The organism is Collinsella sp. AF16-8 (assembly GCF_003462695.1).
In the GTDB taxonomy this organism is placed as follows: domain Bacteria; phylum Actinomycetota; class Coriobacteriia; order Coriobacteriales; family Coriobacteriaceae; genus Collinsella.
Genome location: NZ_QRXX01000007.1, coordinates 71,531 through 97,640, shown reverse-complemented (window position 1 = coordinate 97,640; position 26,110 = coordinate 71,531). Strand labels below are relative to the sequence as shown.

25 protein-coding genes are annotated in these 26,110 nt (G+C 60.5%); 1 reads left to right on the top strand and 24 read right to left on the bottom strand.

Annotated features, from left to right (window positions below; genetic code table 11):
• Positions 1-23: 23 nt before the first annotated feature.
• From DWW73_RS07385 to DWW73_RS07360, 6 genes are all read right to left on the bottom strand, one after another.
• A complete protein-coding gene (locus DWW73_RS07385) occupies positions 24-1,418 on the bottom strand; it encodes a CCA tRNA nucleotidyltransferase (RefSeq protein WP_117779186.1) in 1,395 nt (464 codons plus the stop codon).
• 201 nt (positions 1,419-1,619) lie between these two features.
• Positions 1,620-2,552: a 1-phosphofructokinase family hexose kinase gene (locus DWW73_RS07380; RefSeq protein ID WP_117779185.1), complete on the bottom strand. Its 933-nt coding sequence runs from the start codon at positions 2,550-2,552 to the stop codon at positions 1,620-1,622.
• Between the two features lie 184 nt (positions 2,553-2,736).
• Positions 2,737-3,669 carry a 1-phosphofructokinase family hexose kinase gene (locus DWW73_RS07375; protein WP_117779184.1) on the bottom strand — a complete coding sequence of 311 codons (933 nt, stop codon included), beginning with the start codon at positions 3,667-3,669 and terminating at the stop codon, positions 2,737-2,739.
• A gap of 74 nt (positions 3,670-3,743) precedes the next feature.
• Entirely contained in the window at positions 3,744-5,447 is a 1,704-nt protein-coding gene (gene ptsP, locus DWW73_RS07370) for a phosphoenolpyruvate--protein phosphotransferase (RefSeq protein ID WP_117779183.1), read from the bottom strand.
• A gap of 133 nt (positions 5,448-5,580) precedes the next feature.
• Complete coding sequence (locus DWW73_RS07365; RefSeq protein ID WP_022094575.1) at positions 5,581-5,844, bottom strand: HPr family phosphocarrier protein; 264 nt, start codon at positions 5,842-5,844, stop codon at positions 5,581-5,583.
• Between the two features lie 548 nt (positions 5,845-6,392).
• Complete coding sequence (locus DWW73_RS07360; RefSeq protein WP_117779182.1) at positions 6,393-8,396, bottom strand: fructose-specific PTS transporter subunit EIIC; 2,004 nt, start codon at positions 8,394-8,396, stop codon at positions 6,393-6,395.
• 272 nt (positions 8,397-8,668) lie between these two features.
• Here DWW73_RS07360 and DWW73_RS07355 point away from each other — a divergent pair, with 272 nt between their 5' ends.
• Positions 8,669-9,526, top strand: a complete 858-nt coding sequence (locus DWW73_RS07355) for a MurR/RpiR family transcriptional regulator (protein WP_117806188.1) — start codon at positions 8,669-8,671, stop codon at positions 9,524-9,526.
• Between the two features lie 59 nt (positions 9,527-9,585).
• Here the strand turns inward: DWW73_RS07355 and DWW73_RS07350 are convergent, their stop codons facing one another.
• The 18 genes from DWW73_RS07350 to DWW73_RS07265 form a co-directional block, all read right to left on the bottom strand.
• Positions 9,586-11,214, bottom strand: a complete 1,629-nt coding sequence (locus DWW73_RS07350; RefSeq protein ID WP_117779180.1) for a DNA repair protein RecN — start codon at positions 11,212-11,214, stop codon at positions 9,586-9,588.
• Positions 11,204-12,064 (bottom strand): NAD(+)/NADH kinase, encoded by an 861-nt coding sequence (locus tag DWW73_RS07345; RefSeq protein ID WP_117639364.1) that lies wholly within the window; start codon positions 12,062-12,064, stop codon positions 11,204-11,206. Before DWW73_RS07345 ends, DWW73_RS07350 begins: the two co-directional genes overlap by 11 nt.
• Positions 12,061-12,864 carry a TlyA family RNA methyltransferase gene (locus DWW73_RS07340; protein WP_117779231.1) on the bottom strand — a complete coding sequence of 268 codons (804 nt, stop codon included), beginning with the start codon at positions 12,862-12,864 and terminating at the stop codon, positions 12,061-12,063. The genes DWW73_RS07345 and DWW73_RS07340 overlap by 4 nt, the downstream gene beginning before the upstream one ends.
• 8 nt (positions 12,865-12,872) lie before the next feature.
• Entirely contained in the window at positions 12,873-13,139 is a 267-nt protein-coding gene (locus tag DWW73_RS07335; protein ID WP_089571754.1) for an exodeoxyribonuclease VII small subunit, read from the bottom strand.
• 2 nt (positions 13,140-13,141) lie between these two features.
• Entirely contained in the window at positions 13,142-13,729 is a 588-nt protein-coding gene (nusB, locus tag DWW73_RS07330; protein ID WP_117779179.1) for a transcription antitermination factor NusB, read from the bottom strand.
• Between the two features lie 3 nt (positions 13,730-13,732).
• Positions 13,733-14,095, bottom strand: a complete 363-nt coding sequence (locus DWW73_RS07325; RefSeq protein ID WP_035138197.1) for an Asp23/Gls24 family envelope stress response protein — start codon at positions 14,093-14,095, stop codon at positions 13,733-13,735.
• 24 nt (positions 14,096-14,119) lie between these two features.
• Positions 14,120-14,683 (bottom strand): elongation factor P, encoded by a 564-nt coding sequence (gene efp, locus DWW73_RS07320; RefSeq protein WP_006233983.1) that lies wholly within the window; start codon positions 14,681-14,683, stop codon positions 14,120-14,122.
• Positions 14,684-14,841: 158 nt separating this feature from the next.
• Positions 14,842-15,972, bottom strand: coding sequence for a Xaa-Pro peptidase family protein (locus DWW73_RS07315; protein ID WP_117779178.1), 1,131 nt, complete (start codon positions 15,970-15,972; stop codon positions 14,842-14,844).
• Between the two features lie 132 nt (positions 15,973-16,104).
• Positions 16,105-17,214: a hypothetical protein gene (locus DWW73_RS07310; protein WP_117779177.1), complete on the bottom strand. Its 1,110-nt coding sequence runs from the start codon at positions 17,212-17,214 to the stop codon at positions 16,105-16,107.
• Positions 17,211-17,744 (bottom strand): shikimate kinase, encoded by a 534-nt coding sequence (locus DWW73_RS07305; protein ID WP_117779176.1) that lies wholly within the window; start codon positions 17,742-17,744, stop codon positions 17,211-17,213. Before DWW73_RS07305 ends, DWW73_RS07310 begins: the two co-directional genes overlap by 4 nt.
• Positions 17,745-17,752: 8 nt before the next feature.
• On the bottom strand, positions 17,753-18,250 hold the full coding sequence (locus DWW73_RS07300) for a YqeG family HAD IIIA-type phosphatase (protein WP_117583452.1): 498 nt from the start codon (positions 18,248-18,250) through the stop codon (positions 17,753-17,755).
• A gap of 2 nt (positions 18,251-18,252) precedes the next feature.
• Complete coding sequence (mltG, locus tag DWW73_RS07295; protein WP_233509155.1) at positions 18,253-19,608, bottom strand: endolytic transglycosylase MltG; 1,356 nt, start codon at positions 19,606-19,608, stop codon at positions 18,253-18,255.
• A complete protein-coding gene (ruvX, locus tag DWW73_RS07290; RefSeq protein ID WP_089571740.1) occupies positions 19,601-20,029 on the bottom strand; it encodes a Holliday junction resolvase RuvX in 429 nt (142 codons plus the stop codon). The genes mltG and ruvX overlap by 8 nt, the downstream gene beginning before the upstream one ends.
• A gap of 17 nt (positions 20,030-20,046) precedes the next feature.
• Positions 20,047-22,704 (bottom strand): alanine--tRNA ligase, encoded by a 2,658-nt coding sequence (gene alaS / locus DWW73_RS07285; RefSeq protein WP_117779174.1) that lies wholly within the window; start codon positions 22,702-22,704, stop codon positions 20,047-20,049.
• A 151-nt stretch (positions 22,705-22,855) separates the two neighbouring features.
• Positions 22,856-24,265 (bottom strand): AI-2E family transporter, encoded by a 1,410-nt coding sequence (locus DWW73_RS07280; protein WP_117779173.1) that lies wholly within the window; start codon positions 24,263-24,265, stop codon positions 22,856-22,858.
• Positions 24,262-25,053: an RNA polymerase sigma factor SigF gene (locus DWW73_RS07275; RefSeq protein ID WP_117635146.1), complete on the bottom strand. Its 792-nt coding sequence runs from the start codon at positions 25,051-25,053 to the stop codon at positions 24,262-24,264. The genes DWW73_RS07280 and DWW73_RS07275 overlap by 4 nt, the downstream gene beginning before the upstream one ends.
• 1 nt (position 25,054) lies before the next feature.
• Positions 25,055-25,432 (bottom strand): ATP-binding protein, encoded by a 378-nt coding sequence (locus DWW73_RS07270; protein WP_117736300.1) that lies wholly within the window; start codon positions 25,430-25,432, stop codon positions 25,055-25,057.
• Positions 25,425-26,012 carry a hypothetical protein gene (locus DWW73_RS07265; protein WP_117779172.1) on the bottom strand — a complete coding sequence of 196 codons (588 nt, stop codon included), beginning with the start codon at positions 26,010-26,012 and terminating at the stop codon, positions 25,425-25,427. The genes DWW73_RS07270 and DWW73_RS07265 overlap by 8 nt, the downstream gene beginning before the upstream one ends.
• Between the last annotated feature and the right edge of the window lie 98 nt (positions 26,013-26,110).

Genomic DNA, 26,110 nt, shown 5'->3' with positions numbered 1-26,110 from the left:
AATTTGGGACGGGGCTATTTTAGCTACCCTAGGTGGAGATGAGTCAGGAGGGCTGCGCGGTTGTTGGGGATGTTGTCCTCAATCACGGCGCCGAGGGCGGCGTTGAGAAGCTGTCCCAGCTCCGGCCCCGGCTTGACGCCGGCGCGGATCAGGTCGCCGCCGTTGATGGCGAGCATCTTGAGCGTATAGGGCTCCCCTGCCTTCAGCAGCTCGTGCGCCATCGCGCGCATCTCCTCAATCGTCTCAACGTAATAGAAGCACGACGGGGCCTTGCCAAGTGTGTCGGCACGTTTGAGGTCCATGAGCTCGTCAATCAGGCGGGCCGTGTCGACACCCTCGCCCGAAAGCGCGCGCATCATATTGAGCAGGCGGGAGCGCTCGGGGCGCAGCGGCTTGTCATGGTATTTGATGAGCAGGCACACATCGCGCACCAAATCGTGCGAGAGCGCCAGGCGATCCATGATGACACGCGCCTTCTTGGCGCCGAGCTCGGGATGACCGTAGAAGTGGCCGCTGCCGTCGTGATCGACCGTAAAGCACTCGGGTTTGGAAACGTCGTGCAAAAACGCCGCCCACATAAGGCTCGACGAGGGCGCGACGCCGTCGCACAGCGCCAGCTCCCCTGCCACCGTCAGCACGCGAGCGATATGCTCGTAGACGTTAAACGCATGATAGACGCTGCGTTGATCAAACCCGCGAGCGGACGCGAGCTCGGGCACGGCGGCGCAAACAAGCTCGGGGTAGCGCAGCATCGCGTCTCCCCCATGACCGGTCGAAAGGATACCCTCGAGCTCAATGCCCACGCGCTCGCGCGCCACAGCATCGAGCAGCGGCGCGCACTCGGCAAGCGCCTGTTTAGTCTTAGGCTCGATCATAAAATCCAGACGGCAGGCAAAACGCACCGCGCGCAGCATGCGAAGCGCGTCCTCGTTAAAACGACGCTTGGGATCTCCAACGGCGCGGATGAGCTTGCGCTTCAGGTCGCCCTGACCATCGTAGCGGTCGACAAGACCACGCTCGGGATGCCAGGCCATAGCGTTAACGGTAAAGTCACGACGCGCCAGATCGTCCTCAAGCGACGCCGCACGCTCCACACTCTGGGGATGGCGGCCGTCGGTGTAAAAGCCGTCCAGGCGATACGTCGTGACTTCGATGCGCTCATCATCGCAAATGGCGGTAATGCCGCCAAATTTAATGCCCGACTCAACCACTGCAATGCCGGCGGCCTCGAGCGCCGCCTTGGACTCCAGCCACAGGCCGCTGCAGCACATGTCAACATCGTGGCTGGGGCGCCCCATCAGGGCGTCGCGCACCCAACCGCCCACGTACCAGGCCTCAAGACCGGCTGCCTCAAGCGCATGTAGCACACGCAGGGAGGCATCTGAGGGCTGCGTAGCGTTAAGCGAAACATTGCACATTCCTGTGGCCTCCTGCAATTGCGGGCATATCGATTGATGGTTTCCAAGAAGTCTAGCAAGAAACGAGAGCGAGCGCACACGCGAACGCGCTTCAAGCAAGATTGAATCCCAAGACCTCTGCCACCAAAATGAAAAAGCACCCGCCTCGATAATCCGAGACGGGTGCTCAACAAAGCACGAAACCAAGGCCCGTACGCCACGCTAGCAGACCTGACGAATGGCTATACCCTTCTGATACTCATCGACCTTGGCAAAGTCGCCCAGACCGGGGCACTCGACCACGTTGGCGCCGGTGGCCATCGAGAGACGCAGGGCGTCCTCGACGCGCTCCGGGGCGTCGTGCCACACGGACAGGAAGGCGGCCAGCGAAGAGTCACCGGCGCAAACGGTCGACAGCAGCTTGACCTCAAAGGTACGGTTGGCAAACCAGATGTGCTCGCCGTTGGAGAAGTACGCGCCGGCGCCACCCAGGGTCAACAGCACGTTCTTGGCACCCTTGGCATGCAGTTCGGCCATCGCTCCCTTGACAGACTCGTCGTCGCCACCGCTCACCTTAATGCCAAAGATGTCGAGCAGCTCGTCGTCGTTAGGCTTAATGAGGAACGGCTCCATGGCAATGAGGTCGACCAACTGATGGCTCGAGATATCGAGCACGAACTCGGCGCCCTTCGCCTTCACGCGACGCAGGACCTCTGCCAGGAAGCCCTCGGAGGTGTTGGGGGGCAGCGAGCCGCTAATGACAAGGCAGGTCATGTCGTCGAGTGAATCGATGAGCTCAAACATCTCCTGCTCGTTGGCAGCGTTGATGGCGGCACCAGCATTGACCATGTTGTACTCGGTGTCGGGACCGGCGTTGAGGAACACGTTGACACGCGTGATGCCGTCAGTCCACACGGGCTTGACGGGCACGCCAAGGGCTTCGGCGCCCTTAACGATGAACTCTCCCGAGAAGCCGGCGAAGAAGCCCAGGATCGTGGTGTCGACGCCGTAGTGATCGAGCGTAAAAGAGACGTTGAGACCCTTGCCGTTGGGGGTGTAGACAGCGTTACGGGTGCGGGTGACGGTGTTGGCGGACAGGCCATCGCAGGAGATGTTGTAGTCAATAGCGGGATTTGCAGTAAGCGTGTAAATCATGAATGTTCCTTTCACGAAGCAACGTGTTAATGAAAGTATATTCCACGTTTCGGCAAAAGGCTACAACAACTCGGTGAACGGTGTGGAACGCGTGAAGCGCGGCTCCGAGGTTCGAGTGGGACAAAAAAACGGCGCCCCGGCCGAAACCGGAGCGCCGCATGCGCACGAATATGTCGCGTTTCGCTTACTTGCGATCGAGCTTACGGACGGCAACGCGCTTGCTGTACTCGTCAACGTGACCGAAGTCGCCGATGCCGACGGACTCAGCGACGTTGGCGCCGGTGGCCATAGCGAGCTTCATGGCCTCCTCGACGTTGTCGCGATCCCTGTACCACTTGTGCAGGAACGCAGCGAGGGTGCAGTCGCCGGCGCAGACGGAAGAGACCAGCTTGATGTTGAACTCACGCTTGGCGTACCAAATGTCCTCGCCGTTGGAGAAGTAGGCGTCGCCACGGCTACCACGGGTGAGCAGCACGTTCTGAACGCCAGCGTCGTGAGCCATCTTCATGGCAACGCGGACCTCGTCATCAGTGTCGACCGGCACGCCGAAGATAGCCTTCATCTCGTGATGGTTCGGCTTGATGAGCAGCGGCTTCTTGTGAGCGAGCTCCTTGAGCTTGTCGGAGGACAGGTCCAGGACGACATCGGCGCCACGGGCCTGAGCGTGCTCCATGACCTGAGCCAGGAAGTCGGGCGTAGCTTTGGGAGGCACGGAGCCAGAGACAATCAGGCACTCAAGATCGCCCGCGGTGTCCAGGATGTTATAGAGCTCCTCCTGGTGCTGCGGCGTAATAGGAGCACCGGGGTTGAGGATGCCGTACTCGTGCTGGCCATCGTTGACATAGGTGTTGATGCGCGTGATACCGTCGGTCCAGACCGGGCGGCACAGGCAACCCAGGTTCATGACCTCCTCGACGATAAACTTGCCCGTGAAGCCAGCGAAGAAGCCGAGCGCGACGGTGTCGACGCCCATCTTCTTAAAGGCGAAGGACACGTCGAGGCCCTTGCCGTTAGCCGTGTAGCTGGCCGAGCCGGTGCGGACGTTCTCATCGGGCTCGAGCGGAGAGCTCGAAACCGTCATGTCGACAGCCGGGTTAGCGGTTAGCGTGTAGAACATTTACAGTACCCCCTGTATATGTGAGGGCCGCGTGGCCGGCCCATTCCAACCACGCGGTTACCTCTGATACCAAATTAGCGAGCAGCAGACTCGAGCAGCGCCTTGACCTCGGCGGCAGTGTTGCAGGCGAGCGCCTTCTCGGCGAGCTCGTCACACTCGGCCTTGGTCCACTGGCTGATGGTCTTGCGGGCGCGCAGGATGGACGGAGCGCTCATCGAGAACTCCTCCAGGCCCCAGCTGATCAGCAGCGGCTCAAGCAGCGGATCGGCAGCGGCCTCGCCGCACATGCCGACCATGATACCGGCCTTCACGCCGCTCTCGATGATGTTCTTGAGCGAGCGGAGCACGGCGGGATAGTACACCTGGTACAGGTTGGAGATGGTGTCGTTGCCACGGTCGGCGCACATGGTGTAGCCGATCAGGTCGTTGGTGCCGATAGAGAAGAAGTCGGCGACCTCGGCCAGACGGTCAGCGAGCAGCGAAGCGGCAGGCGTCTCGACCATAATGCCGACCTCGATGTTCTCGTTGAACTTGCGACCCTCTTCGGTCAGCTCGGCCTTGCACTGCTCGACGAGCTCCTTGACGGCCACAACCTCCTCGACGCAGGTGACGAGCGGGATCATGATCTTGACGTCACCAAAGGCGCTGGCGCGCAGCAGAGCGCGGAGCTGAACCTTGTACTGGTCGGGATTGGCCAGGCAGTAACGCACGGCGCGGAAGCCCATGAAGGGGTTCTCTTCCTTGACCATGTGCAGATACGGAATCTCCTTGTCGCCACCCACATCGAGCGTGCGGATGATGACGGGAGCGCCCTTGAGCGCGCTGGCGACCTTGCGGTAGGCGTTGAACTGCTCCTCCTCGGAAGGAAGCTCAGCGGAGTCCATGAACAGGAACTCGGAGCGGAACAGACCAATGGCCTCGGCATCGTGATCGAGCGCGTTGGGCACGTCATCGGGGTTACCGATGTTGCAGGCGATGATCTTCTTGATGCCGTCGGCAGTCACAGAAGGCTTGCCGCGGAAGGCCTCGAGGGCTGCCTTCTCGGCAGCGAAGGCCTCGGCCTTGGCGGTGTAGGCAGCGAGCGTCTCCTCGTCGGGATCGGCCTCGACAACACCCTTGCCACCGTCGACGACGACAGTCATGCCGTTGCGCAGTGCGGTGCAGCTGTTGGAAACCGAAAGGACAGCCGGGATCTCGAGGGCGCGCGCGATGATCGCGGAGTGCGACGTGCGGCCACCGGTCTCGGTGACGATACCGGCAACGTGGGCCTTATCGATCGTGGCGGTCATGGACGGCGTAAGGTCGTGCACGACAACGACGGTGTTCTCGGGCAGAACGGAGAGGTCGACGACCTCCTTGCCCAGCAGCTCGGCCAGAATACCGGTGCGGATATCGGCGATGTCGGCCGCGCGCAGACGGAACATCTCATCGTCCATGGACAGGAACATGTTCTCGAACATGGTCGAGGTGTCCATGAGCGCCTGCTCGGCGCAGGTGCCACCGTCAATGGCGGCGTTGATGGCGTCGGTCATGCCCGGGTCCTGAGCCAGGACAATGTGTCCGCTCATGATCTCGGCCTCGGCCTCGCCCACCGTCTCCTTCATGTGGTCGGCCTGAGCCTGGGTCTTCTCGCAGAAGACCGAAAGAGCGGTCTGATAGCGCTCCTTCTCTGCTGCCGAATCAGCGACCTCGTGCGGTTCAAACGTCAAGTCGGGATCGACGGCGACCATAACGGTGCCGATTCCGATGCCCTCGGATGCGTTGACTCCCTGATACATTCCCATTCCTCTCTCCGTGCCATGTGATAAAGCGTTTTGCCATATCCATGACAAAAGAGCGCAGCTACCTTGATACAGGTCACTGCGCCCCCAAGTATGAACTTAATTGTTCAACATGCGACCCGTTTGAGTTCTACTCGCCAAGACCGCTCTTGATGAGCTCGATGGCAGCAGCCAGAGCCTCGGCCTCATCGGCGCCGTCGCACTTGACCTCGACCTCGGTACCGCAGGGGATACCAGCAGCCATGAGGGCCATCGGGGACTTGCCGTTGACCTCCTTCTCGGGGGTGACGACCGTCACGTCGCAGGCGTACTTGCCCATGGTGGAGGCGAAGAGGCCAGCCGGACGCATGTGCAGACCCTGAGGATTAACGAGGGTAGCCTTCTCAGAAACCATAATTGACTCCTTTTTTGTGTTTAACCCCTGTCATGCATGTGGCAGGAGTCAGATTCACGACGTTGTTTATATTAACTCACATCAAACGGTTTTTCATTGTGTTTCGCACGAATTGTTGGACAGTTGTCTGTTCTGTCCGCTTGCTCGCCCCGGACCCCGCGCGCGGACCCATGAGATTTCCTGCTCTACAGTCCTGCTCGCACGAAGAGCACATTAAGTGCTCTTCGGCTCGTGCGGAACTCGCGATAAATCTCATGGCCCCCGCGCGCGGGGTCCGGGGCGAGCAAGCTGCGGAAACTCGGTCGGTCCAAAGTAATATCGTGCGAACGGAATTCTGGCTGATGACTTGTTCGCGACAAAGACTCGATAGGCAGCCCACTCTATGCCCTTTTGTAAGTTGCGGTGAAATAGGGACTGAATTTGGGGTTGAATCGTTTAAACAGTCCCCATTTCACCGCAACTTATGGGAGGGCATAGAAAAAGGCGGGGGCTCCTGGTGGAGTCCTCGCCTTTGTTACAGGGGGCGATGTTATTCGCGTACTGCGGAATTAGACCAGGCGGGCGTTGATCGTCTTGGCGATCTCGGCGGCGTCGGCGGAACCCTTGACGGTGGCACGGAAGTCCTCGTCCATGAGCGCCTCGGCGACCTTGGACAGGATCTTGAGGTGCGTAGTGCCGGCCTGGGCACCAGGGATGAGCAGGGCGATAGCCACGTTGACGGGAGCGCCGTCCATGGTGTCCCAACCGGTCACGCCGGATTCGTCCTTGACGACGATGACGGCAGCCTCGGTAATGGCGTCGGACTTGGCATGCGGAATGGCGAAGCCCTCCATCATGCCCGTGGTGCCCTCGGCCTCGCGGGCCAGGAAGGCGTTCATCACAGCGTCGGCGTCGCTGGCGATACCGGCCTTGACAGCCTGGTTGGAAACGAAGCTCAGAGCCTCGTCACGAGAAGCGAAGTCCTCGGCGACAAAGACATTCTCAACCTTCACGAAGTCGGCAGCCTCGGCCTTAGGGGCCTCAACGGCAGCGGCCTTGGAAGCCTCAACCGGCTTGGCTACAGGAGCGGCCTTCTGATTCTTCTCGAAGTCGTACTTCTTGAAGGCCACGAACAGGATGCCACCGACCACAGCGCCGATGAGGATCGCGAGGACCCACAGCGGACCGTTCTCGACAACGGGCAGGACCAGGAAGCCACCGTGGGGCGCCGGATCGTGGACGTTGAACAAAATGGTCAGGATCGAGGCGATGGAGGAACCGAGCATCATGATGGGCATGACCGGCCAGATGTTCTTGGTCATGAACGGAATGGCGCCCTCGGTGATGTGGGTGCAACCAAGAATGAGGTTGACGATACCGGCGTCGTGATCCTCCTGGCTGAAGTACTTCTTGCCGACAACGACAGCGAAGGTAGTGATCAGCGGCGGAACGATGCAGGCGGCAGAGACGGCAGCCATGAAGTTGGTGCCGAAGTTGTAGGTATCGGTGCCAACGCCGGCAGCCAGTGCCTCGGTGAGCATAGCAGTACCGGTGACGTAAGCAGCCTTGTTGACCGGGCCACCCATGTCAAAGGCGCACATGCAGCCGATGGCAAGACCCAGGACAACGGCGCCAGAGGCGGACAGGCCCTTGAGGAAGTCCATCATGGCGGTGTTGATGGCAGCCATGGGGCCCGAAATGCCGAGCATGACCAGGCCGACGATAGCCGTCGAGAACAGCGGGTACAGGAAGATGGCCTTGAGGCCGTCTAGGTTCTTGGGCAGACCGGCAAAGACCTTCTCGAGCAGCAGGATGACATAGCCGGCGAGGAAGCCGCCGACGATGCCGCCCAGGAAGCCGAAGCCCACGCCGGCGCCACCGGCGTCGATCATGCCGGTCTCGGCGTTAACAGGCAGGCCCTGGATGGCGATCATACCGGCAACAAAACCGGGGACGAGCGCCGGGCGCTTGCCGATGGATTCGGCGATGTAGGCGGAAAGCACCGGAACCATGAGGTTCATGGCGATGCCGCCGATGATCTTGAGCATCGCAGCAAAGCTGTTGTAGTCAGACGCCGTCGAATCGAAGGACGTAATGCCCCACAGGAACGAGACGGCGGTCAGGACACCACCGGCAACGACGAAGACCAGCATATGGCTGACGCCGTTCATAAGGTGCTTGTAGATGACGTGACCGATGGACTCCTTCTCCTCGGCCTCGTCCTCGACATCGGCAGCGGCTGCAACCGTGTTGTCGCCCTTGGCGGCGAGCGCGCGGTCAATCAGCTTACCGGCGGCCTCAACGGACAGGGCCTTGGAAACACCAACGGAAACCATGGGCTTGCCGGCGAAACGCTCAGCCTGGACATCCTTATCGGCTGCGACGACGACGGCCTTGGCACCGGTGATCTCGCTCTTGGTGAGTTCGTTCTCGACACCGACCTGGCCATGGGTCTCGACCTTAATAGTCAGACCTCGCTCGGCAGCTGCCTTCTCCAGTGCCTCCTTCGCCATGAAGGTGTGCGCAATGCCGGTCGGGCAACCGGTGGCGGCGATGATGTCAAACTTAGCCATGTGTCCCTCCTTTTTAAGTTTTGCGCCCGCAGGCGCTCCCCTACACGCGCGTCCTTGCGCGCTTTTCCACAACTGAAAGATACCAACCTACCGTCCGCGTGAGAAGAGACAAGGCGCAATTCTCCGGTGAAAGGTTCTTTCATAACCGTAAACGGTAGGTGAAAGTTTACCATCAACACTTGAAACGGCAAGGTGTATCTTGTAATTGAAAATCCCCCTATACTATGACATTAGAAAACGAGTCCGATTTTCATGCCAACCAGGAGCCATCCATGACCGATAGTAGCAAGAGCGCACTTTCCCTCATTAGTACCCATCAGGGATACAGCGAGTCCGAGCAGCGTATTGTCGACTATATATTGGAGCACCAGTCCGAGGCGCCACGCCTCACGGCGGCTCAGCTCTCGCGCGCCGCCGCCACGTCCGAGGCGACCGTTTCGCGCTTCTGCCGCAAGCTTGGCTTTGGCAGCTTCCGCAGCTTTCAGTTTTCGTTGGCGAGGGATTTGGAAAGCCAGCGCAACGAGGGCCTGACTGACGAAGTCTCGCTCGACAATATGGAGCAGAGCCTTAAGAACATCCTGGCTGCCAAGGTGAGCGAGCTTAATGCGACCATCGACGGGATCGACCACGATACGTTGGCGGCTGTTGTGCATGCCCTTAAGCATGCAGGGGTTATTGAGTTTGCGGCTGTGGGCAATACGAACGCGGTCGCGCTCGATGCGACGTTTAAGTTTTCGCAGCTGGGCCTGCGCTGCATGGCGAGCACCATTAGCGAGACATCAATCGGCTTTGCGCTCACGTTGCGCCCGGGTGACGTCATCGTGCTCATCTCAAACTCCGGCAAGTCGCGCCGACTGAATCGCATGGCAAAAGCGGCTCGCGACTGCGGTGCCACCGTAGTCGTCATCAGCAGCGACAGCAAGTCTCCACTCGCGCGCCTGGCAGACTACACTTTTAATACCGTCAACCACGAGGCGCTGCTGACGACGGGTGACTTTGCGTTCTCCAAGATCAGCGCCACGATGATCATCGAAGTTATCTACAACTTCCTGCTGCCCGAGATTGAAGACGCTCGCGAACATATCAGCTACTACGAGGAGCTCATCCAGCCGGACAAGGTCGTTGAGTAAAACGCGTAGTGGGACAAAAATTTCAGTCTATTTTGTCCCACCAACACCGCTGATACGACCTAGCCTCGAACTTCTTCGAGCATCTGCTTTGCGTGGGCCAAGCTTGCCTCGGACTGATCGCCGCTGAGCATGCGGGCGATCTCGGCGGTACGCGCTTCGCCGGTTACCTCGTCCAAGTGCGTCTGGGGAACATCGCCTGGCTCCTTGCTGACTACGTAATGCTTGTCAGCCATGACCGCAACCTGCGCCAGGTGCGTTACGACGATGACCTGATGCGTGGCGGCAAGATCGGCCAGCACACCAGCAAGAGCACGAGCCGTAGAGCCGCCGACACCGGCATCGACCTCATCAAACACGAGCGTATCGACACCATCGGCATTACCCAAAACCACCTTGCTCGCAAGCATAACGCGGCTGAGCTCGCCGCCCGACGCAATTCGGCGCAGGGGGCGCGGTGTGAGGCCGGCACCGCTGCGATACAGAAGCTCGTAGCTCGAAGGGCCCGCGGGTGTCCACTCAGCGCGAGGGAGATCGCGAGACTCCCAGACCAGCTCAGCGCCGCCCATTTCCAGGCGTGCCATCTGACGACCCACCTCGTGACAAAAACGCGGGGCTGCCGTATTGCGTGCACGCTTAAGCGCCTTGGCAGCGGCGAAAAGTTCGCGCTCCGCCGCGCCAAGCGCTTCGCGCGCCTTCTTGATCTGCTCATCACCATCGTCTACCAGCGACAACAGCTCTTGCGAGCGATCGCGCATGGCAAATACGTCGTCCATGGTGGGACCCCACTGACGCAGCAGACCCTTGAGGTCGGAATAGCGCTCGCGCATACGAGCCAGCTCGCGCGGATCGAAGGCGACCCCATCGCGATAGGCACGCAACTCGTTGGCGCAATCCTCGAGTGAGATGCAGGCATCCGAAAGGGCATCGGCGATGTCGCCTAGCTTGCGGTCAACGGTCGTCATGCGTGAAAGCTCGGCCACGGCGCTGTTCACGGCATCGAGCGCTCCCCCTTCGGCGGCAATCGATGCATGGGCTTCGTTAGCCGTGGCCACCAGCACCTCGGCATGCTCCGAGCGCGGCAGCAGCTCTTCGAGCTCCTCATACTCACCCGGCTTGGGGTCGATCTCGGCGATGCGCTCCAGGGCGAAGCGCGCCTCCTCGACGCGACTCCCCTGCGCACGCGACGCCTCCTCTACGCGACGGACCTCCTTGGCAGCCGCACGCGACACCCTAAAGCAGGCACGGTACTTTTCCAGTGCCTCGAGCGCAGAGCGACCAGCCCAGGCATCGACCATGGCAACATGATGTGCCGGATCGAGCAGGCGCTGATGTTCATGCTGGCCGCACAGATCCATCATCACGCCGACGCGCTCGGAAAGCTCGCGCACGCTGGCAATGCGACCATCAATCTTGACGCGGCTGCGGCCCTCGGCAGAAAGGCTGCGCTGCACGGTGAAGCCCTCCGTGTCGTGCGGGCCATCGAACAAGCGCGCCTCGACGCTCGCAAGCGCCTCGCCCTCGCGCACGGTCGAAGAATCCGCGCGCTCGCCCAAAATGAGCTTAAGCGCCGAGAGCAGCGCAGTCTTGCCGGCGCCGGTCTCGCCGGTCAGGACAGTTAGGCCCGCGCTGGGCACCAGCGTCGCCTCGCGAATGAGCGCAATGTTTGAAACCTGCAGCTCATCGATCATGACGAACTCCGTAGAATACGCGGCTCACCGAGTTATAGAAGCTCTCGGGGCCATAGTCGAGCAGTAGAACATCGCCGGGACCGCGACGCACGGCTACGCTCTCGACGGTACCATCGCAGGTAATAAACTGTCCGTCGATAGCGATGGCAGGTACACTCGGTCGGTCGTCAGACATAAAAATCTCGACGACATCGCTCGGCGAGGTCAAAAAGGCACGGGCCTGAATAGTATGCGGCGCGATAGGCACGCAGACCATGCCCGTGTAATCCGGGCTCACGATAGGACCGCCGGCACTGAGGGCATACCCCGTGGAACCAGTTGCCGTAGACACGACCACACCATCGCCGCGCAAGCGATCGATATGGTGGCCCGAAACGGTGATATCGAACTCGACCATATCGGAAAGCGGCCCGCGCGTGAGCGCCATGTCGTTGAGGGCAAAAGAACGCACGACATCCTTGGTGCCGTCCTCGCGCACAGAAACGATGTCTGCAGCGATCGTGGCGCGACGACTCACGTGGAGCTCACCGGACAGGGCATCGCTCACAACCTGCAGAATATCGCGTTCCTCGGGACTGGCCGCCGTCAAAAAGCCCAGGTGACCATAGGAAAGACCCAGAATAGGAATCTCTCGATAGTTGAGGATGCGGGCGGCGCGCAGCAGCGTGCCGTCGCCGCCGAGCGTGATGACAAGGTCGGCACCATCCACGTCGGGCGTACTCTGGATCTTGGAGCGCTGGTCGGCAGCCCAAGCGACCTCGTAGCCCTGGCGCGTCAGCCAGAGCTCGAGCATCAGGCCGCTCTCGACCGCCTCTTGCTTGTAGTAATTGGGAACCAGAAAGACCTTCATAGCGTTGCAGCTTTCTCGCTCAAAGCCGATACCTGGGATTGCAACTCGTCATCGGAGTGCTCGCTGGGGGCAAACCTCGTGCCGTACAGGAAAAACTCCACGTTGCCCTTGGCGCCATGGATGGGCGACACGCACACGTCAAGCGGGAACAGGCCCTTGGCGGCAAAGAGCTCAATCGCCGCCACGAGCGTGTCAACACGCACAGTGGGATCTGTCACGATACCGCCCTCGCCCACCAGCGCCGCCGGAGCCTCAAACTGCGGCTTCACGAGCGTGCAGAACGACCCCGTCGGCGTCAGGCACGCCAGCACGGCGTCGATGATGTTCGCGATGCTCGTAAACGACACGTCGCACACGGCCAGGTCGATTGCGTCGCCGTAGCCGAGCTCGGGCAGCTGCGTCACGTTGGTGCGCTCGTGGAGCGTCACGCGGTCGTCTTGGCGCAGCGACCAATCGAACTGGGCGCGACCAACGTCCACCGAGACAACGGTCGCAGCTCCGCGCTTGAGCAGGCAATCGGTAAAGCCGCCGGTAGAGCAGCCTACGTCCAGGCAGGCAAGGCCCGTGGGATCGATACAAAACGCATCGAGCGCACCCTCAAGCTTAAGGCCGCCGCGCCCAACGTACGGAATGCGCCCCTTAACGTGCAGTGGCAGGCCCGGCGTCACCTTAAGCCCCGGAGAGGTCAAACGCTCACCGCCGCTCGAGACCAAGCCGGCCATAAGAGTGCGAAGGGCATCCGCGCGATCGGCGCAGATGCCCTGTGAAATCAGTTCGTCATCGAGACGCACGCGTTTCATGAATGCCATCAACCATTCGTATCCGGGGATGCAGCCTGCCTATCTTGGGACTCGTTTGCCGCATCCTCATCGTATTCCTGCTCGAGCTTGTCGGCCTCACGCGGCGTCAGCTCAAACTTGTCGACCATATCGACCGCACGGGAACCAAGCTCAATAGCCTCGTCAAACAAATCGAGCGAACGCTCCAGGGACGTATCCTTGGAGCGAACGGTGGCGATGATCTGGTCCAGGCGATCCGAGATCTCATCGAAGTTGCGGACGGAACCCTCTGGCATGGCTACTCCTCGACGGAGTCGGCCTCGACGGCCTCGGCAGCATCCGTATCCTCGGCAAGTACACCGGCGGCAGCCTGAGCGGCAGCGACCTTGGCGGCTGCCTCGGCAGCCTGCGCCTCCTCGCGAGCGCGATCATCGGCCAGCAGCTCTTGGTACAGTTCCTCGCCCGGCAGCTCCTCGCTGCGAGCGATCTTGCCCAGCACGCCGTTGACAAACGAGGCGGACTGGTCGGTGCCATAAGCCTTAGCGATTTCGACGGCCTCGTTAATGACGATGGCGTCCGAGACCTCCTCGTCGGTGAGGAAGCGCATCTCGTAGACGGCGATACGCAGCAGGTTGCGGTCGGCGCCGGGCATGCGCATAAGATCCCAGTTCTTGGCGACGGCGCGCAGGGCACAGTCGATGCGATCGATATGCTCGTAGGCACCGCGGCAAAGCTCCAGCGCATAGGGGTCGAGGGGACCCTTCGAGATCAGGAAATCGCCCTCGAGGACGCGCTCGAGCGGACTGTCCGTGGCCTCGGCCTGGAACAGCAGCTGCAGCGCCTGACTGCGGGCAAGCGTGCGCCCGCGATAAACCTTAAGGCTCAAAGGTTACTCCTTGGGGAAAACGAGACCGTCGATGCAAACGTCAACGCGCTCGACCTCGACGCCCACCTGAGCATCGATGGCGGCGACCACGGCGGCGCGAACGGCCTCGGCGAGTTTCTTGAACGGATAGCCAAAGAACACCACGACACGCACGGTGAGTGCGAGCTTGTCGCCGATAACCTCGGCCTCGACCGCCGGCTCGGAAGCCGGGGCCTTGGACGAGAGCATCATGGAGACAAGGTTGGTGGCAAGGTCCTTGACGCCAACGGAGGCGATGCCCTCGACATCCGACACGGCGCGCGAGACGATGGCGGTCAGAACATCGGGCGAAATGCCGATGCCGTCAATCTTGATTTCCTGGGGCATGAGTCCTCCTAGAAGAGTTGGTTGCTAGACGCGGGAGACGAACTTGCCGTCGCGGGTGTCAACCTTGATGACCTCGCCCTCGTTGAGGTACATGGGGACCTGGATGACAGCGCCGGTGTCGATCGTGGCCGGCTTGGTGGAACCCTGGACGGTGTCGCCCTTAAAGCCCGGGTCGGTCTGGACGATGGTGGTCTCGATGAACATCGGCGGGGTCACGCCCATGAGCTCATCGTCGGCAAAGAGCAGCTGGCAGATGTCGTTCTCGCGCAGCCACTTGGAGTTCTCGCCCACCATGTCCTCGGGAACGGGAACCTGCTCATAGGACTCGTTGTCCATGAAGATGTAATCGGTGCCATCGTTGTAGAGGTACTGGAACTCACGGGTGGTGAGCATGACGCTCTCGAACTTGGTGCCGGCGTTGCAGGTGTTCTCGACGACGCGGCCGCTCTTGATGTCGCGGGTCTTGTAGCGCACAAATGCGCCGCCCTTGCCCGGCTTGACATGCTGGAACTCGACGATGGTGTAGACCTTGTCCTTAATGCGGAGACCGAGGCCGTTCTTGAAGTCGGCGGTAGAAATGGTAGGCATATCGACCTTTCTTGTTATGGGCAGAACGCACAAGCGTCCAAATTACATACGACCAAAATTATACACTTGCAGACGGCGCCTGCAGCGAGCGCATAAAAAGAGAACGCGGGGCGTCCGAATCTATCCGAACGTCCCGCCCCAAAATCTATCGAAATGAGCTAGCAATCGATGACGTGGAGGTCATGCGGCGTCTTGGTGAAGGGCTCGTAGCCGTTCTCGGTGACCACGCCGTAGTCCTCCAGGCGCACGCCGCCCACGCCGGGCAGGTAGACGCCGGGCTCCATGGTGATAACCGAGCCGACCTCGATGATATTCTTACTGCGGTTGAAGTTGGGCAGCTCGTGGATGTCGATACCGACGCCGTGGCCCAGACCATGGTTGTAGTAATCGCCATAGCCGGCATCGCCAATGATCTTCTTGGAAAGCTTGAAAATTTCGTTGCCCTCGACGCCCGGATGGATAGCGGCGACGCATTCCTCGTGGGTGCGGCGTACGAGCGCGTACAAGTCGAGCTGCTCCTGGGTGGGCTCGCCCATCACGACGGTGCGCGTCATGTCGGAACGATAATCGCAGTAGCCCGCGCCGTAATCCATGAGGACGAAGTCGCCCTTCTCGATCACGCGATCACTCGGGACGGCATGCGGGTTGGCGGTATTGGGTCCGCTCGCCACGATAGAGCCGAAGGCCAAGCTGTCGGCGCCGTTGGCGAACATAAAGTTCTCGAGCTCGTTGCGAACCTGCTTCTCGGTCATACCGGGCTTAATAAAGCCGAGCATATGCTGGAAGGCGGCGTCGGTGATCGACTGCGCATGGCGCATGAGCTCGATCTCCTCGGCATCCTTGATGGCGCGCATCTTGCGAATGTCGTCATGCATCAGCGGCAGCATGCAGGCGACGGAACGATCCTCCAGGCCACGCTGAATACCCTGGTAGAAGTTGATCTGCATGTCGTCCTCGACAGCGCAGACGCGGCACTTGTTGGCCGCGATCTTGCCGGCGACCCACCCGGGAATGGTGCCCTCGTCCATGTCGTAGACCCAGGGGCTGCCGGCAGGTGTGTTCTCCTCAAAGCTGTTGAGGTAGCGCGAGTCGGTATGGAACAGGCACTGGTCAGCCGTAATAAACGCCGCGTGCGGGAACTCGAAGGTGTAATCGAAGACGCCCTTCACGCCCGTAAGCCAACGAAGATTGGCCTCGTCGCGCACGACGATAGCGTCGTAGCCGCGCTCAGCCATCAGGGCACGGACACGCTCGATACGACCGGCAGGGCCGGCAGCAAACTCTGACATGCAGATTCCTTTCTTGTTGTCTCTAAAAGTGCGGGACGGGTCTCAACCGAACGACGGAATCGCTTGCGATCCGCGACCGATTGAAAACCCGCCCCTCAACATGATACGAAAGACGATGGATGTCAATAAATCTTAGAGAAGTTCTTTGCGAGAAGCCAAGTAGGCGTGAGCATGGCGCTCAAGAACCTCGTCCTCAACGCTCGTTAGACGAATGGCGCCGAGTGCCGCGGGCAGCGGCAACATGCTGCGGTTCGAGCGGACAAACTGCTGCCTGCGGAACTCCTCGACATATGCGGCAGGCTCCAGATCAAAGGCAAGCTCCTCGATACCAAAGTCCTCCAGGCAGTCATCGACCTCAAAGACGTAATCGATATCGAAGTCGCAGGCATCATGTGCTAGGCGCGCCTCAAAGCGCATGCCCTCGGACAACAGCTGGTAGGCAGGCACCGGCGAAGCGGCATCGCCCAAGCAGGCGCGCAGGGTACGCTCCCCCGTCTTGCCAAAATCGAGCGCATGGCGGGCGCTCGGGTTCGTGGCCATCAGTACGTCCTTACGGGCAGTCTGAGACCACTGAACGGCATTGACGAGCGCGACCTCCTCGCCCGCGAGAATCTCGGGAATGGTCTCGGTAAACTGATTCCAGCGGGACTTGCTGCTCGAAAGCATGGTGCCAACAAGTACCGCATAGCCGAGCTTGAGATCCTCGGGATCCGCCTCGCGTACAAGGTCGAGGTCACACACGACCAAGCCCGGCTCGGGACGGAACGCGATAGCGGGAAGCGCATGCGCCGACGAGGCGACGAGCGGCTTCATGGTCGTCGCGACCGTGAGCATGGCGTCGAACGTCGTCGGCAGCAAGGCGCACTCGGTGCGACCGCACCACTGATTGGCACACCAGCAAACGACCGAGCAGGTCGCCGCGTCGCCGACGGCGACAACGAGATCGTCGCAGGTAATGCCGTTAGCCGATAGGGCGCCAAAGACGGTATCGGCATCGGCAAGCGTAGCACCGGCAGGCGAAACCTCGAGGACGAGCAGCGACACGGCAAAACCGGCGTCAACCAGTGCATGCTCGACAACCTCGCCAAAACGCTCGGATGTAGCGTCGTTCCAAACCACCATCGCGCGCTTAGGCTTGCCCACAGCCGAGGCAAACATGCGCGGCAGCTCCTCGAACGCGCCCAATCCGACGCGGACATCGACGCTGCGGTTTTGGAAATTGATAAGTTGACGGCGAATCATAGCAGTCCACGCTCCAAAAGCAACTCGGCACAAAGGTAGGAAACGTCCTCGAAGGACTTGTTGCGAATATCAAGGGTAATATCGGCGGCCCGGCGATACAGCGGACGGCGATGCTCAAACAGGCGCGCAGCGTGCTCGGGCGAGCGGAAATCGGGCCGGGTATCGGAGCGGCGAATCTGGCGCAACGAGTCCTCAAAGTCGCCTTCGAGATACACACAGGTACCCATCTCGTGCATCAGCTCAATGTTCACCGGCGTCTCGACGATGCCACCCCCGCACGATACCAGCAGGCTGCGCTCGCTTTGAAGCGAACGGAGTGCCGAGGTCTCGAGTTCACGAAAACGATCCTCGCCCTCGGTCTTAAATATCTCGGTCACCGACTTGCCGCATCGACGCACAACCAAACGATCGGTATCGATAAAACGCCGCTTGAACATAGTGCCCACGTTGCGCGCAAGCGTCGACTTGCCCGCGCCCAAAAAGCCGATAAAGAAGATATGGTCGCAGCCGTGTTTGATGTGCTGAGACATGGCGAAACCTATTCCTCGCAGGGAAGGTCGCGCAGGGCCCGGCGCTCAAAGATACGGAAGATCTGCGTGTACCACAGGTCCTGGGTCGCCTGCGGCTTGACCAGAATAGTGTCAACGCCGGCAAAGTTACCGCTCCACACGTCCGTGTAAAGCTGGTCACCGATCAGCACGGCCTCGTCGGCCGTGGCGCCCAGACGCTTAAGACCCGCCTTCAGGGCAAACGGGGCGGGCTTCATGGCGTGGCTGATAGCCTCGAGCCCCAGCTCGCGCGCCGATGCCATGACCTGGTCGCGATGCCAGTTATTGGACACCATACACAGCTTAAAGCCCTTGGCATGGGCGGCTTCGAGCCAAGCTGAAACCGCAGCGGGAACCTGCTCGGTATCGCGCGGCACCAGAGTGTTATCGCGGTCGAGTAGAATGGCGCGCTTGCCGTCGGCCCAGAGGGTATCGAGGTCGATGCGGTCAACTGAGGCAACATATCGTTTGGGGCTAAAAATCCTCATGATCAATTCCAAGACTGTTGGTGCTCTTCGTAGGTCTTCGAGAAATACTCCTCGTCCTGTGTAATATAGAAATACAGGTCATCAGAGTCGGTCGGCTCAAGGGTGGCCTTGAGCGCCTCGAGCGACGGAGAGCAAATGGGCGTGGGCGGGAGGCCCTCGTGCTTATAGGTGTTATACGGGCTATCGCTCTGCAGGTCGTCGGCGGTAACCTCGCCGCCGGTGACATACATCATGGTCGCATCGCTATTGAGGTAACGCAGGCCATCGAGCTTGCCAGCCAGACGGTTATAGAAAACCGATGCCACATGCGCGCGCTGATCGGCGTTGAGGCCCTCGCGCTCGACGATCGAGGCAAGGTTAACGATGTCGTAATCGGACATCTCCACGCCATAGCGCTCCTTGATCTTGGCCTCGCAGCTCGCAAAGTCAAGCGACTTGTACTCGGTGTTGAACTGGTCAAGCATGGCGCGAATCACATCATCGGCAGAAGGGTCCTTACCCAACGAATAGGTCTTGGGGAATAGGAAGCCCTCGAGTGAATCGTTCGCGGCGTCTTTAAGGAAAGCGTAATCATTCACATAATTGCTCGCCTTGGCCTGGTTAAGGAAATCTTCCTTAGAAATGCTGTCGTATGCCGCGGCCACACGATCGGCGACCTGGTCGACCGTCAGGCCCTCAGGGATAGTCAGCGCATCGGAGCCCGCATTGGGGCCTTCCATGAGCTGCTGAACAACCTTGGTCGCGTCCATGAGCGTGGTAAACGAGTAGGCGCCAGGCTTAAGCGACATATCGGCATTGAGCTTTTTGACCGCCGCGTAATAATCCTTGGGGTCTTCGACGATATGGTTCTCGGAGAGAATCGAAGCGATGGTATCACCAGAGGCGCCATCGGGAATCGTGATAGTAACTTGCTGGCCAGCAGCAACTTTCGCATCCTCGCCGACAAAGAAGTCCTTGACGGCTGGCACGACAAAGAAAACAATCGCGACAAGCGCAAGCACGGCGATGACGCCACCGATAATCATAGGAACCGGAGAGCTTTTCTTTTGGACGCCACGGCGGGCATGCGTGTTATAGCTCGAGCGCGTGGCCGGAGCAACGCCGTGCGAGCCATGAGCATGATGTGCGTGGGGGCGTGATTGCCGGGCCTGCCCCTGCGTGCGCTGGGCAGGAGCCTGCTGCTTAAAACGAGCGCCGCCAGCGGGCTGCGCGGGACGAGCTGCGGGCTGTTGAGCGGCACGCTGAGCAGGTTGAGCCGAACGCTGCGTCGGCTGCGCCGGGCGCTGGCCAGGCTGAGCAGGGCGCGGCGCAGGCTGCCGTGTACGATTCTGCTGGCGCGGATCGGAAGCGCTAGGCATGCGAAACCTCCTCGTTTTTACGATCGAGCCATGTCTGCAAGAACAGGCTGGCGGCGATCATGTCAATCTTGCCCCTCATCTGCTTTTCGTTGAGTCCCTGCTCTCGCAGGATTCGCTTGGCCTCCTGCGAGGACAGACGCTCGTCCTCAAACTCCAGCGGAAGTTCGAGCTCGTCGGCAATCTTTTGGGCCACTGCGGCGACGCGCTCGGCCTGGGGGCCGGGCTCACCTGCCATGGTCAAGGGACGTCCACTTACCAGGATATCGGGCTCATAGTCCTCGACCAGGTAGCGAAACGTCTTTGCCATACCAGTGACCTCGGCAGCCGGAAGCACCTTGACAGGCATCGCCATCTTGCCATCACGGCTCGAGACGGCAATGCCAATCCTGGTCTCCCCTATGTCCAGTGCGAGCGCGACCACAGCGACTACTTAGGTTCTTAGGCGCCGAGCGCGGTCTTGGCGGCCGCGAGGGCATCGGCGATACCGGCAGCATTCTTGCCACCGGCCTGGGCCATGTTGGGACGACCGCCACCGCGACCATCGACCAGGCCCGCGATCTGCTTGATCACGTTGCCGGCGTGGAAACCGGCCTTCACGGCGTCATCGGAGCCGGCGGCGAGCAGGGCCGGGGTGCCCTTCTCGGTAACGCTGGCAACGACGCAGGCGACGGGGCCGGCAACCTTCTGGTGCACGGTATCCCACACATTGCGCAGGTCAGCAGCCTCAAGACCCTGAAGCTCAGCGACGACGAGCTTGTAGCCGTTCAGCTCGACAGCGCCCTCGATGGCGCCAGAGATAGCGTCGGAGGAGCCACCGGTGAGTGCCTTCTTGAGCTTGTTGGACGTCTCGCGCAGCTCGGCCTGCAGGTTCTCCACGCGGGCGGGAACCTCGTCAACACGGCACTTGAGCGCAGCGGCAGCGGCGTCAACGAGCGCCAGGCGGTCGGCCATGTAGTCGAGAGCGCCCTTGGAGGTCACGGCCTCGATACGGCGGACGTTGGAGCCCGTAGAGGACTCGGAAATGATCTTGAACAGGCCAATCTCGGCAGTATTGGCGGCATGCGTACCGCCGCAGAGCTCACGGGAGAACGGCTGATCCTCAGCGCCCACGGAGACGACGCGGACGACGTCGCCGTACTTCTCGCCAAAGAGGGCGACAGCACCGGCGGCCTTGGCCTCGTCGATGCCCATGACGCGGGTCACGACCGGTTTGGAAGCGAAGATCTGCTGGTTGACCAGGTCCTCGACAGCCTTGAGCTGCTCGGAGGACAGGGCCTCGAAGTGCGTGAAGTCAAAGCGCAGGTGCTCGGGCGTCACCAACGAGCCAGCCTGGGAGACATGCTCGCCCAGGACCTGCTTAAGCGCGGCGTCGAGCAGGTGCGTGGCAGTGTGGTTGCGGCGCAGGAAGCCACGGCGCTCGGCGTCGAGCGCGGCTGTCACGGTAGCACCGACGGTCAGTGTGCCCTCGGCAACGTGCGCGACGTGAGCATACAGGCCATTGTGGTTCTTGGTGTCGGCAACAGTCAGCGCAACGCCCTCGGCGGAAAGCTCACCGGCATCGCCCTGCTGGCCACCCATCTCGGCGTAGAACGGGGTGCGGTCGAGCACGACCTCGACGTCCTCGCCCGCAGCGGCGGACTCGACGGACTCGCCGTTGCGCACGATGGCGACAACCTTGGCGCCATCGATGACGTCGTTGTCATAGCCGTCGAACTCGGTCGCGGCAACCTTGTCGGAAAGCTCGACCCACACGTCGTTGAAGCTGCCCCAGGCATCGCCCTTGGCGTTGGCGCGGGCGCGGGCCTTCTGGTCCTCCATGCAAGCGGTAAAGCCGTCCATGTCGACGTCGTGACCGGCAGCACCGGCGATCTCGACGGTCAGGTCGATGGGGAAACCAAAGGTGTCATGCAGCTTAAAGGCAACGTCGCCCGGAAGGACAGCGCCCTCGGCAAGCGCGGCCAGGGCCTCGTCCAGGTAAACGCGGCCGTTGTCGAGCGTCGTGGAGAAACGCTCCTCCTCGGAGGCGACGATGCCCTTAACGAGCGCGACGTTCTTGAGCAGCTCGGGATAGGCCTCGCCCATCTGAGCGTTGACCTCGTCGATAAACTTGGTCAGGAAGGCGCCCTCGATGCCCAGCAGACGACCGTGGAACACGGCACGGCGGAGCAGGCGGCGAAGGACGTACTCGCGACCCTCGTTGCCGGGCAGGATGCCGTCGGAGATCATAAAGTCGACGGCACGGGAGTGGTCGGCGATGATGCGCAGGGAGCGGCTGGCACCGGAGTAATCGTCGGCGTCATAGGTCTTGCCGCTGATCTTCTCACCGAGCTTGATGAGGTGCTGCATCAGATCGCCGTCGTAGTTGGCGGTCTTGTGCTGCATGATAGCGGCCATGCGCTCCAGACCCATACCCGTATCGAGGTTGCGGTGCGGCAGCTCCGGCATGGAGCCGTCCTCCTGGCGATCGTACTGGGTAAACACGAGGTTCCAGAACTCAAGGAAGCGGTCGCAGTCGCAGCCGGGCTTGCAGTCGGGGCTGCCACAACCGACCTCTTCGCCCATGTCAAAGTAGATCTCGGAGCACGGACCGCAGGGGCCGGTGGGGCCAGCGGCCCAGAAGTTGTCGTCCTCGCCCAGACGCGAGATGTGATCCTCGGCAACGCCCAGGGAGCGCCACACGTCATGGGTCTCGTCGTCCTCGGTAAAGACGGTGAAGTACAGGCGGTCGAGCGGCAGCTTGAACTCCTTGGTGATGAGCTCAAAGGCCCAAGCGCAAGCCTGCTGCTTGGAGACGCCGCCAAAGGAGAAGTCGCCGAGCATCTCAAAGAAGGACAGGTGACGGCCGTCCTCGCCAATGCAGTCGATGTCGTTGGTGCGGACGCACTTCTGGCAGGAGATCGCGCCGATCTCCTTCATGGTCTTCTTGCCCTGGTAGTACTCCTTAAACTGGTTCATGCCGGCGTTGGCAAGCAGCAGCGAAGGATCGTCGGGGACGAGGGACGAAGAAGGATAGAGCTTAAGACCGCGCTCCTCAAAGAAGTTGAGGAACTTGGAGCGAATCTCGGCCGTAGTCATTGACGGGTAGTCAGCACTCATAGAGGGAATCTCCTCGGTTTCACATCGAAACAGTTCAAACGTAACGATATTACCATCCCACCGCGCCTGTGCAAAAAAGAGGGCCGGACAATGCCGGCCCTTCAGCGAAATTGCATGTTAGCGCGTATGAATGTTAGCCCGAATTACCCCGCTACTTGTCGTCATCGTCCATGGAGCCGTCGATGCCGGTTTTGGTGTCGTCGTCAGAGCTTGTGTCGTCGTCCTTGGCAAAGGGGTTCTTAAAGAAACCCGTCGCGTCGGGCTGAAGACCCGAGAGCTTGATCCAGGGGTTATCGAGTTCGGGCTTGGGCATGGCCTTGGCCTCGGGCGCGGTCTCGTTGCCGATGAGCTCGGACTCATAGATGAACGTATCGTCGCCAAGCGCGTCGTAGGCGGCAACTGGGTTACCCTCGGTATCGCGATACGGAGTGCCCTTAAACACGGCGCCGTCGTATGCCACGAGCTGACGGCCGGTCTCGTTCTCAAAGTAGTAGACGAAGATGCCCTTGAGGGCCGCGCACAGCGGAATGGCGATAACCATGCCGATGGGACCCATGAGTGCCGAACCGATAACGAGAGCCGTCAGGCTCATAACGGGATGCACCTGCACCGAGCTCTGCATGACCTTAGGCGAAATGACATTATCGGTGACGTTTTGAGCCACCATGGTCACGACAAGCGTCCATAACGCCAGCATAGGGCTGAACATAAACCCGAGCACCGTGGCGATCGCCGCGCTCACCCAGGGACCGACAACCGGAACCAAGTGCATAATGCCGGTGAAGATGGCCATAAGTGCTGCGTATGGATGGCCAATGAGCGTAAAGCCGATAAAAGCCAAAAAGCCACCGCAGATGGACGTCACGACCATGCCGCGCATATAGCCGCCGACCGAGCGTGAAAGGATGGCAACCATAAAGCGGTACGAGGTCTCTTTTTCCTGTCCGATGATGGTGCAGACCTCGTGGTGCATACGGGGATAGTCGCAGGCCAACCAATAGGCAAGCACCAAGCCCAGGAAGATGACGAACAGCTGCGAGGCCGTATTGGTAATGAGCGGGAATACACCGCGACCGAGCTCGGCAGCGATTTGCGAGACGTACTTGGACGCTACGGTAACCAGCGAAGAAAGATTGTCGTCCAGATACTCCTTGAGCGGCGTGTTGTTGAGCGTCTTGGCGTGCGAGAGCATCTCGTTGAGATCGCCACCCGCAACACGAAGCTGCTCGGGCAGGCGGCTCAGGACTTCCATGATTTGACCGAGCAAAATAGGCGAGAGGATGCAGACAACACCAACGAGCACCGCCACGACCACAATAAGCGCGATAAGCGAACCGATGCCGCGATTCACGCCGTGATGCTCGAGCCAGTTGGTGATCGGCGACATGACAAAAGCGATGATGGAACCGACTGCCAAAAACTCGATAACCGGCGCCAGGATGCCCATAAGGTTAAAGATGACGGCAGCGATGACAATGCAGCCGACGACGCCCCAAATGCGCAGCGTCAGAATACGGGTATCACGCAGCGTGCGGTCGATTTGTTGGGGGTGCTCACTCATGAACGAACCATCACTCCGTCGGGGTCGATCTTATCTTGAATCTTCTTAAGGGTACGGCGCAGCAGGCGCGAGACCTGCACCTGCGAGATGCCAAGCTTCTTGGCAATCTCGATCTGAGTCATGCCCTTAACGAAGCGCAGCTCGATAACCTCGCGCTCGCGCGGCGAGAAATCGCGGATGGCTTCCTCGATTACCAGGCGGTCATCGGTAAAGTCGAGCTCGTTGTCGTCGTCGGCATAGCGATCGAGAATCGAAGGCGCATCATCGGAATCGGACGCACCGGGGGCCTCGATGGGCACCGAGGTGTAGGCCGAGGACGATTCCATGGCTTCGAGCACCTCGTCGACGGTCACGCCAAGGTAATCGGCGATTTCCTCAACCTTGGGCGAGCGCTGAAGCTCGTTGGTAAGCTTATCGGTGGCCTGGTTAACCTTGGCAGAGAGCTCCTGCAGACGACGCGGCACGCGCACACTCCAGCCCTTGTCGCGGAAGTGGCGCTTAATCTCGCCCAAGATGGTGGGCGTGGCAAACGTCGTGAACTCGAGTCCGCGCTCGGGATCAAAGCGATCGATAGCCTTGAGCAAGCCCAAGTACCCGACCTGCAAAAGGTCATCGAGCGGCTCGCCGCGGTTCTTAAATTTGTTGGCAAGAAACCTTACCAGGTTCATATGGGACATGACGAGTTGCTCGCGAGCATCCGGATCACCGGTCTCCTTATAACGACGAAACAGCTCGCGGGTTTTCTCCTTGTCCCAAGCGGTCTTGCCGCTCCGGGAGCGTTCGGTCATATTAGATATCCGCCTTGAGGTCGAGGGAAAGCGTTAGGGGCGCTGTAGTCTTTTCGTAGGAGTCGCACACACTCGCCAAAATGAGCTCGGCATACACGGCAGCCTGGTCATCCTCATCGACAGTCGCCTGGTCGCCAAAGGTAAAGGTCATGCCCACATGCGATTCGTCGACATCGAATTTGATCGAGATATCGTCGGAATCAACAGCCGTGCAGCCAAAGATGAAGGCTTCTTCGGCAGCCATACGAATGTCCTCGATGCGATCGACGGACATGGAGCACAGGGCGCCGACGTTGGCGGCCGTCATGCGCACCAAGCGCGCGAGACGCGGATCACCGGCAACGCTCAGCGTAATGGGGCAGGTTGCTTCGCTACTCATCGCAGGACTCCTCGGAGGTCTCGGCAGGCGTATAGGTGTAATACTGAGCAGGCTTAGCAGCGGGCTTCTGAACATCATCGTCGTCAGCAGCGGCATCGTCGTCGCCAATCAGAACGCGCTCAGTGGGCTGCTCGGCCTCGGCGGGGGCAGCGGCGAGCTTGCGATCGGCGTCGGCTGCAGGAGCCTTCACCTTATTGAAGAGCTTCTGCACGGCGCCAGCAGCAGAATCAGTCACGCTCGATACGGCATTGCTGGCCTCGGCCACGCTGCCCGTGACCTCGGAGATGTCGCGAACGACCGCCTCAACCTCAACGAGGTTAGACGTCAGAGCATCAACGGCAGTCTTGCTCGACTTGAGGAGCGGCTCAACCTGTGCCAGCGCGGGGGTGAGCTCATCGACAGCGCCATCGAGCTTTGCCACCACGGGCTGTGCCTCGGCAAGCGTATTGTTAAGGTCGCTCACGGTCTTATCGAGCGAGTCAACGACGGTGCGAGTCTTACGCAGTGTGAGTGCAAGCTCAACGACGGCCCACACGCCGACAACAGCAAGCAGCAGCAGGGCGATTTGAATGGGACTCATACAAGCCTCCCAAAGGAATCGAAATACAGACGCTGTTCATGGTACCCCAAAGGGGACCGAACATGCCAAGCGTGAGATCCTGGGACAAAATAATCAGC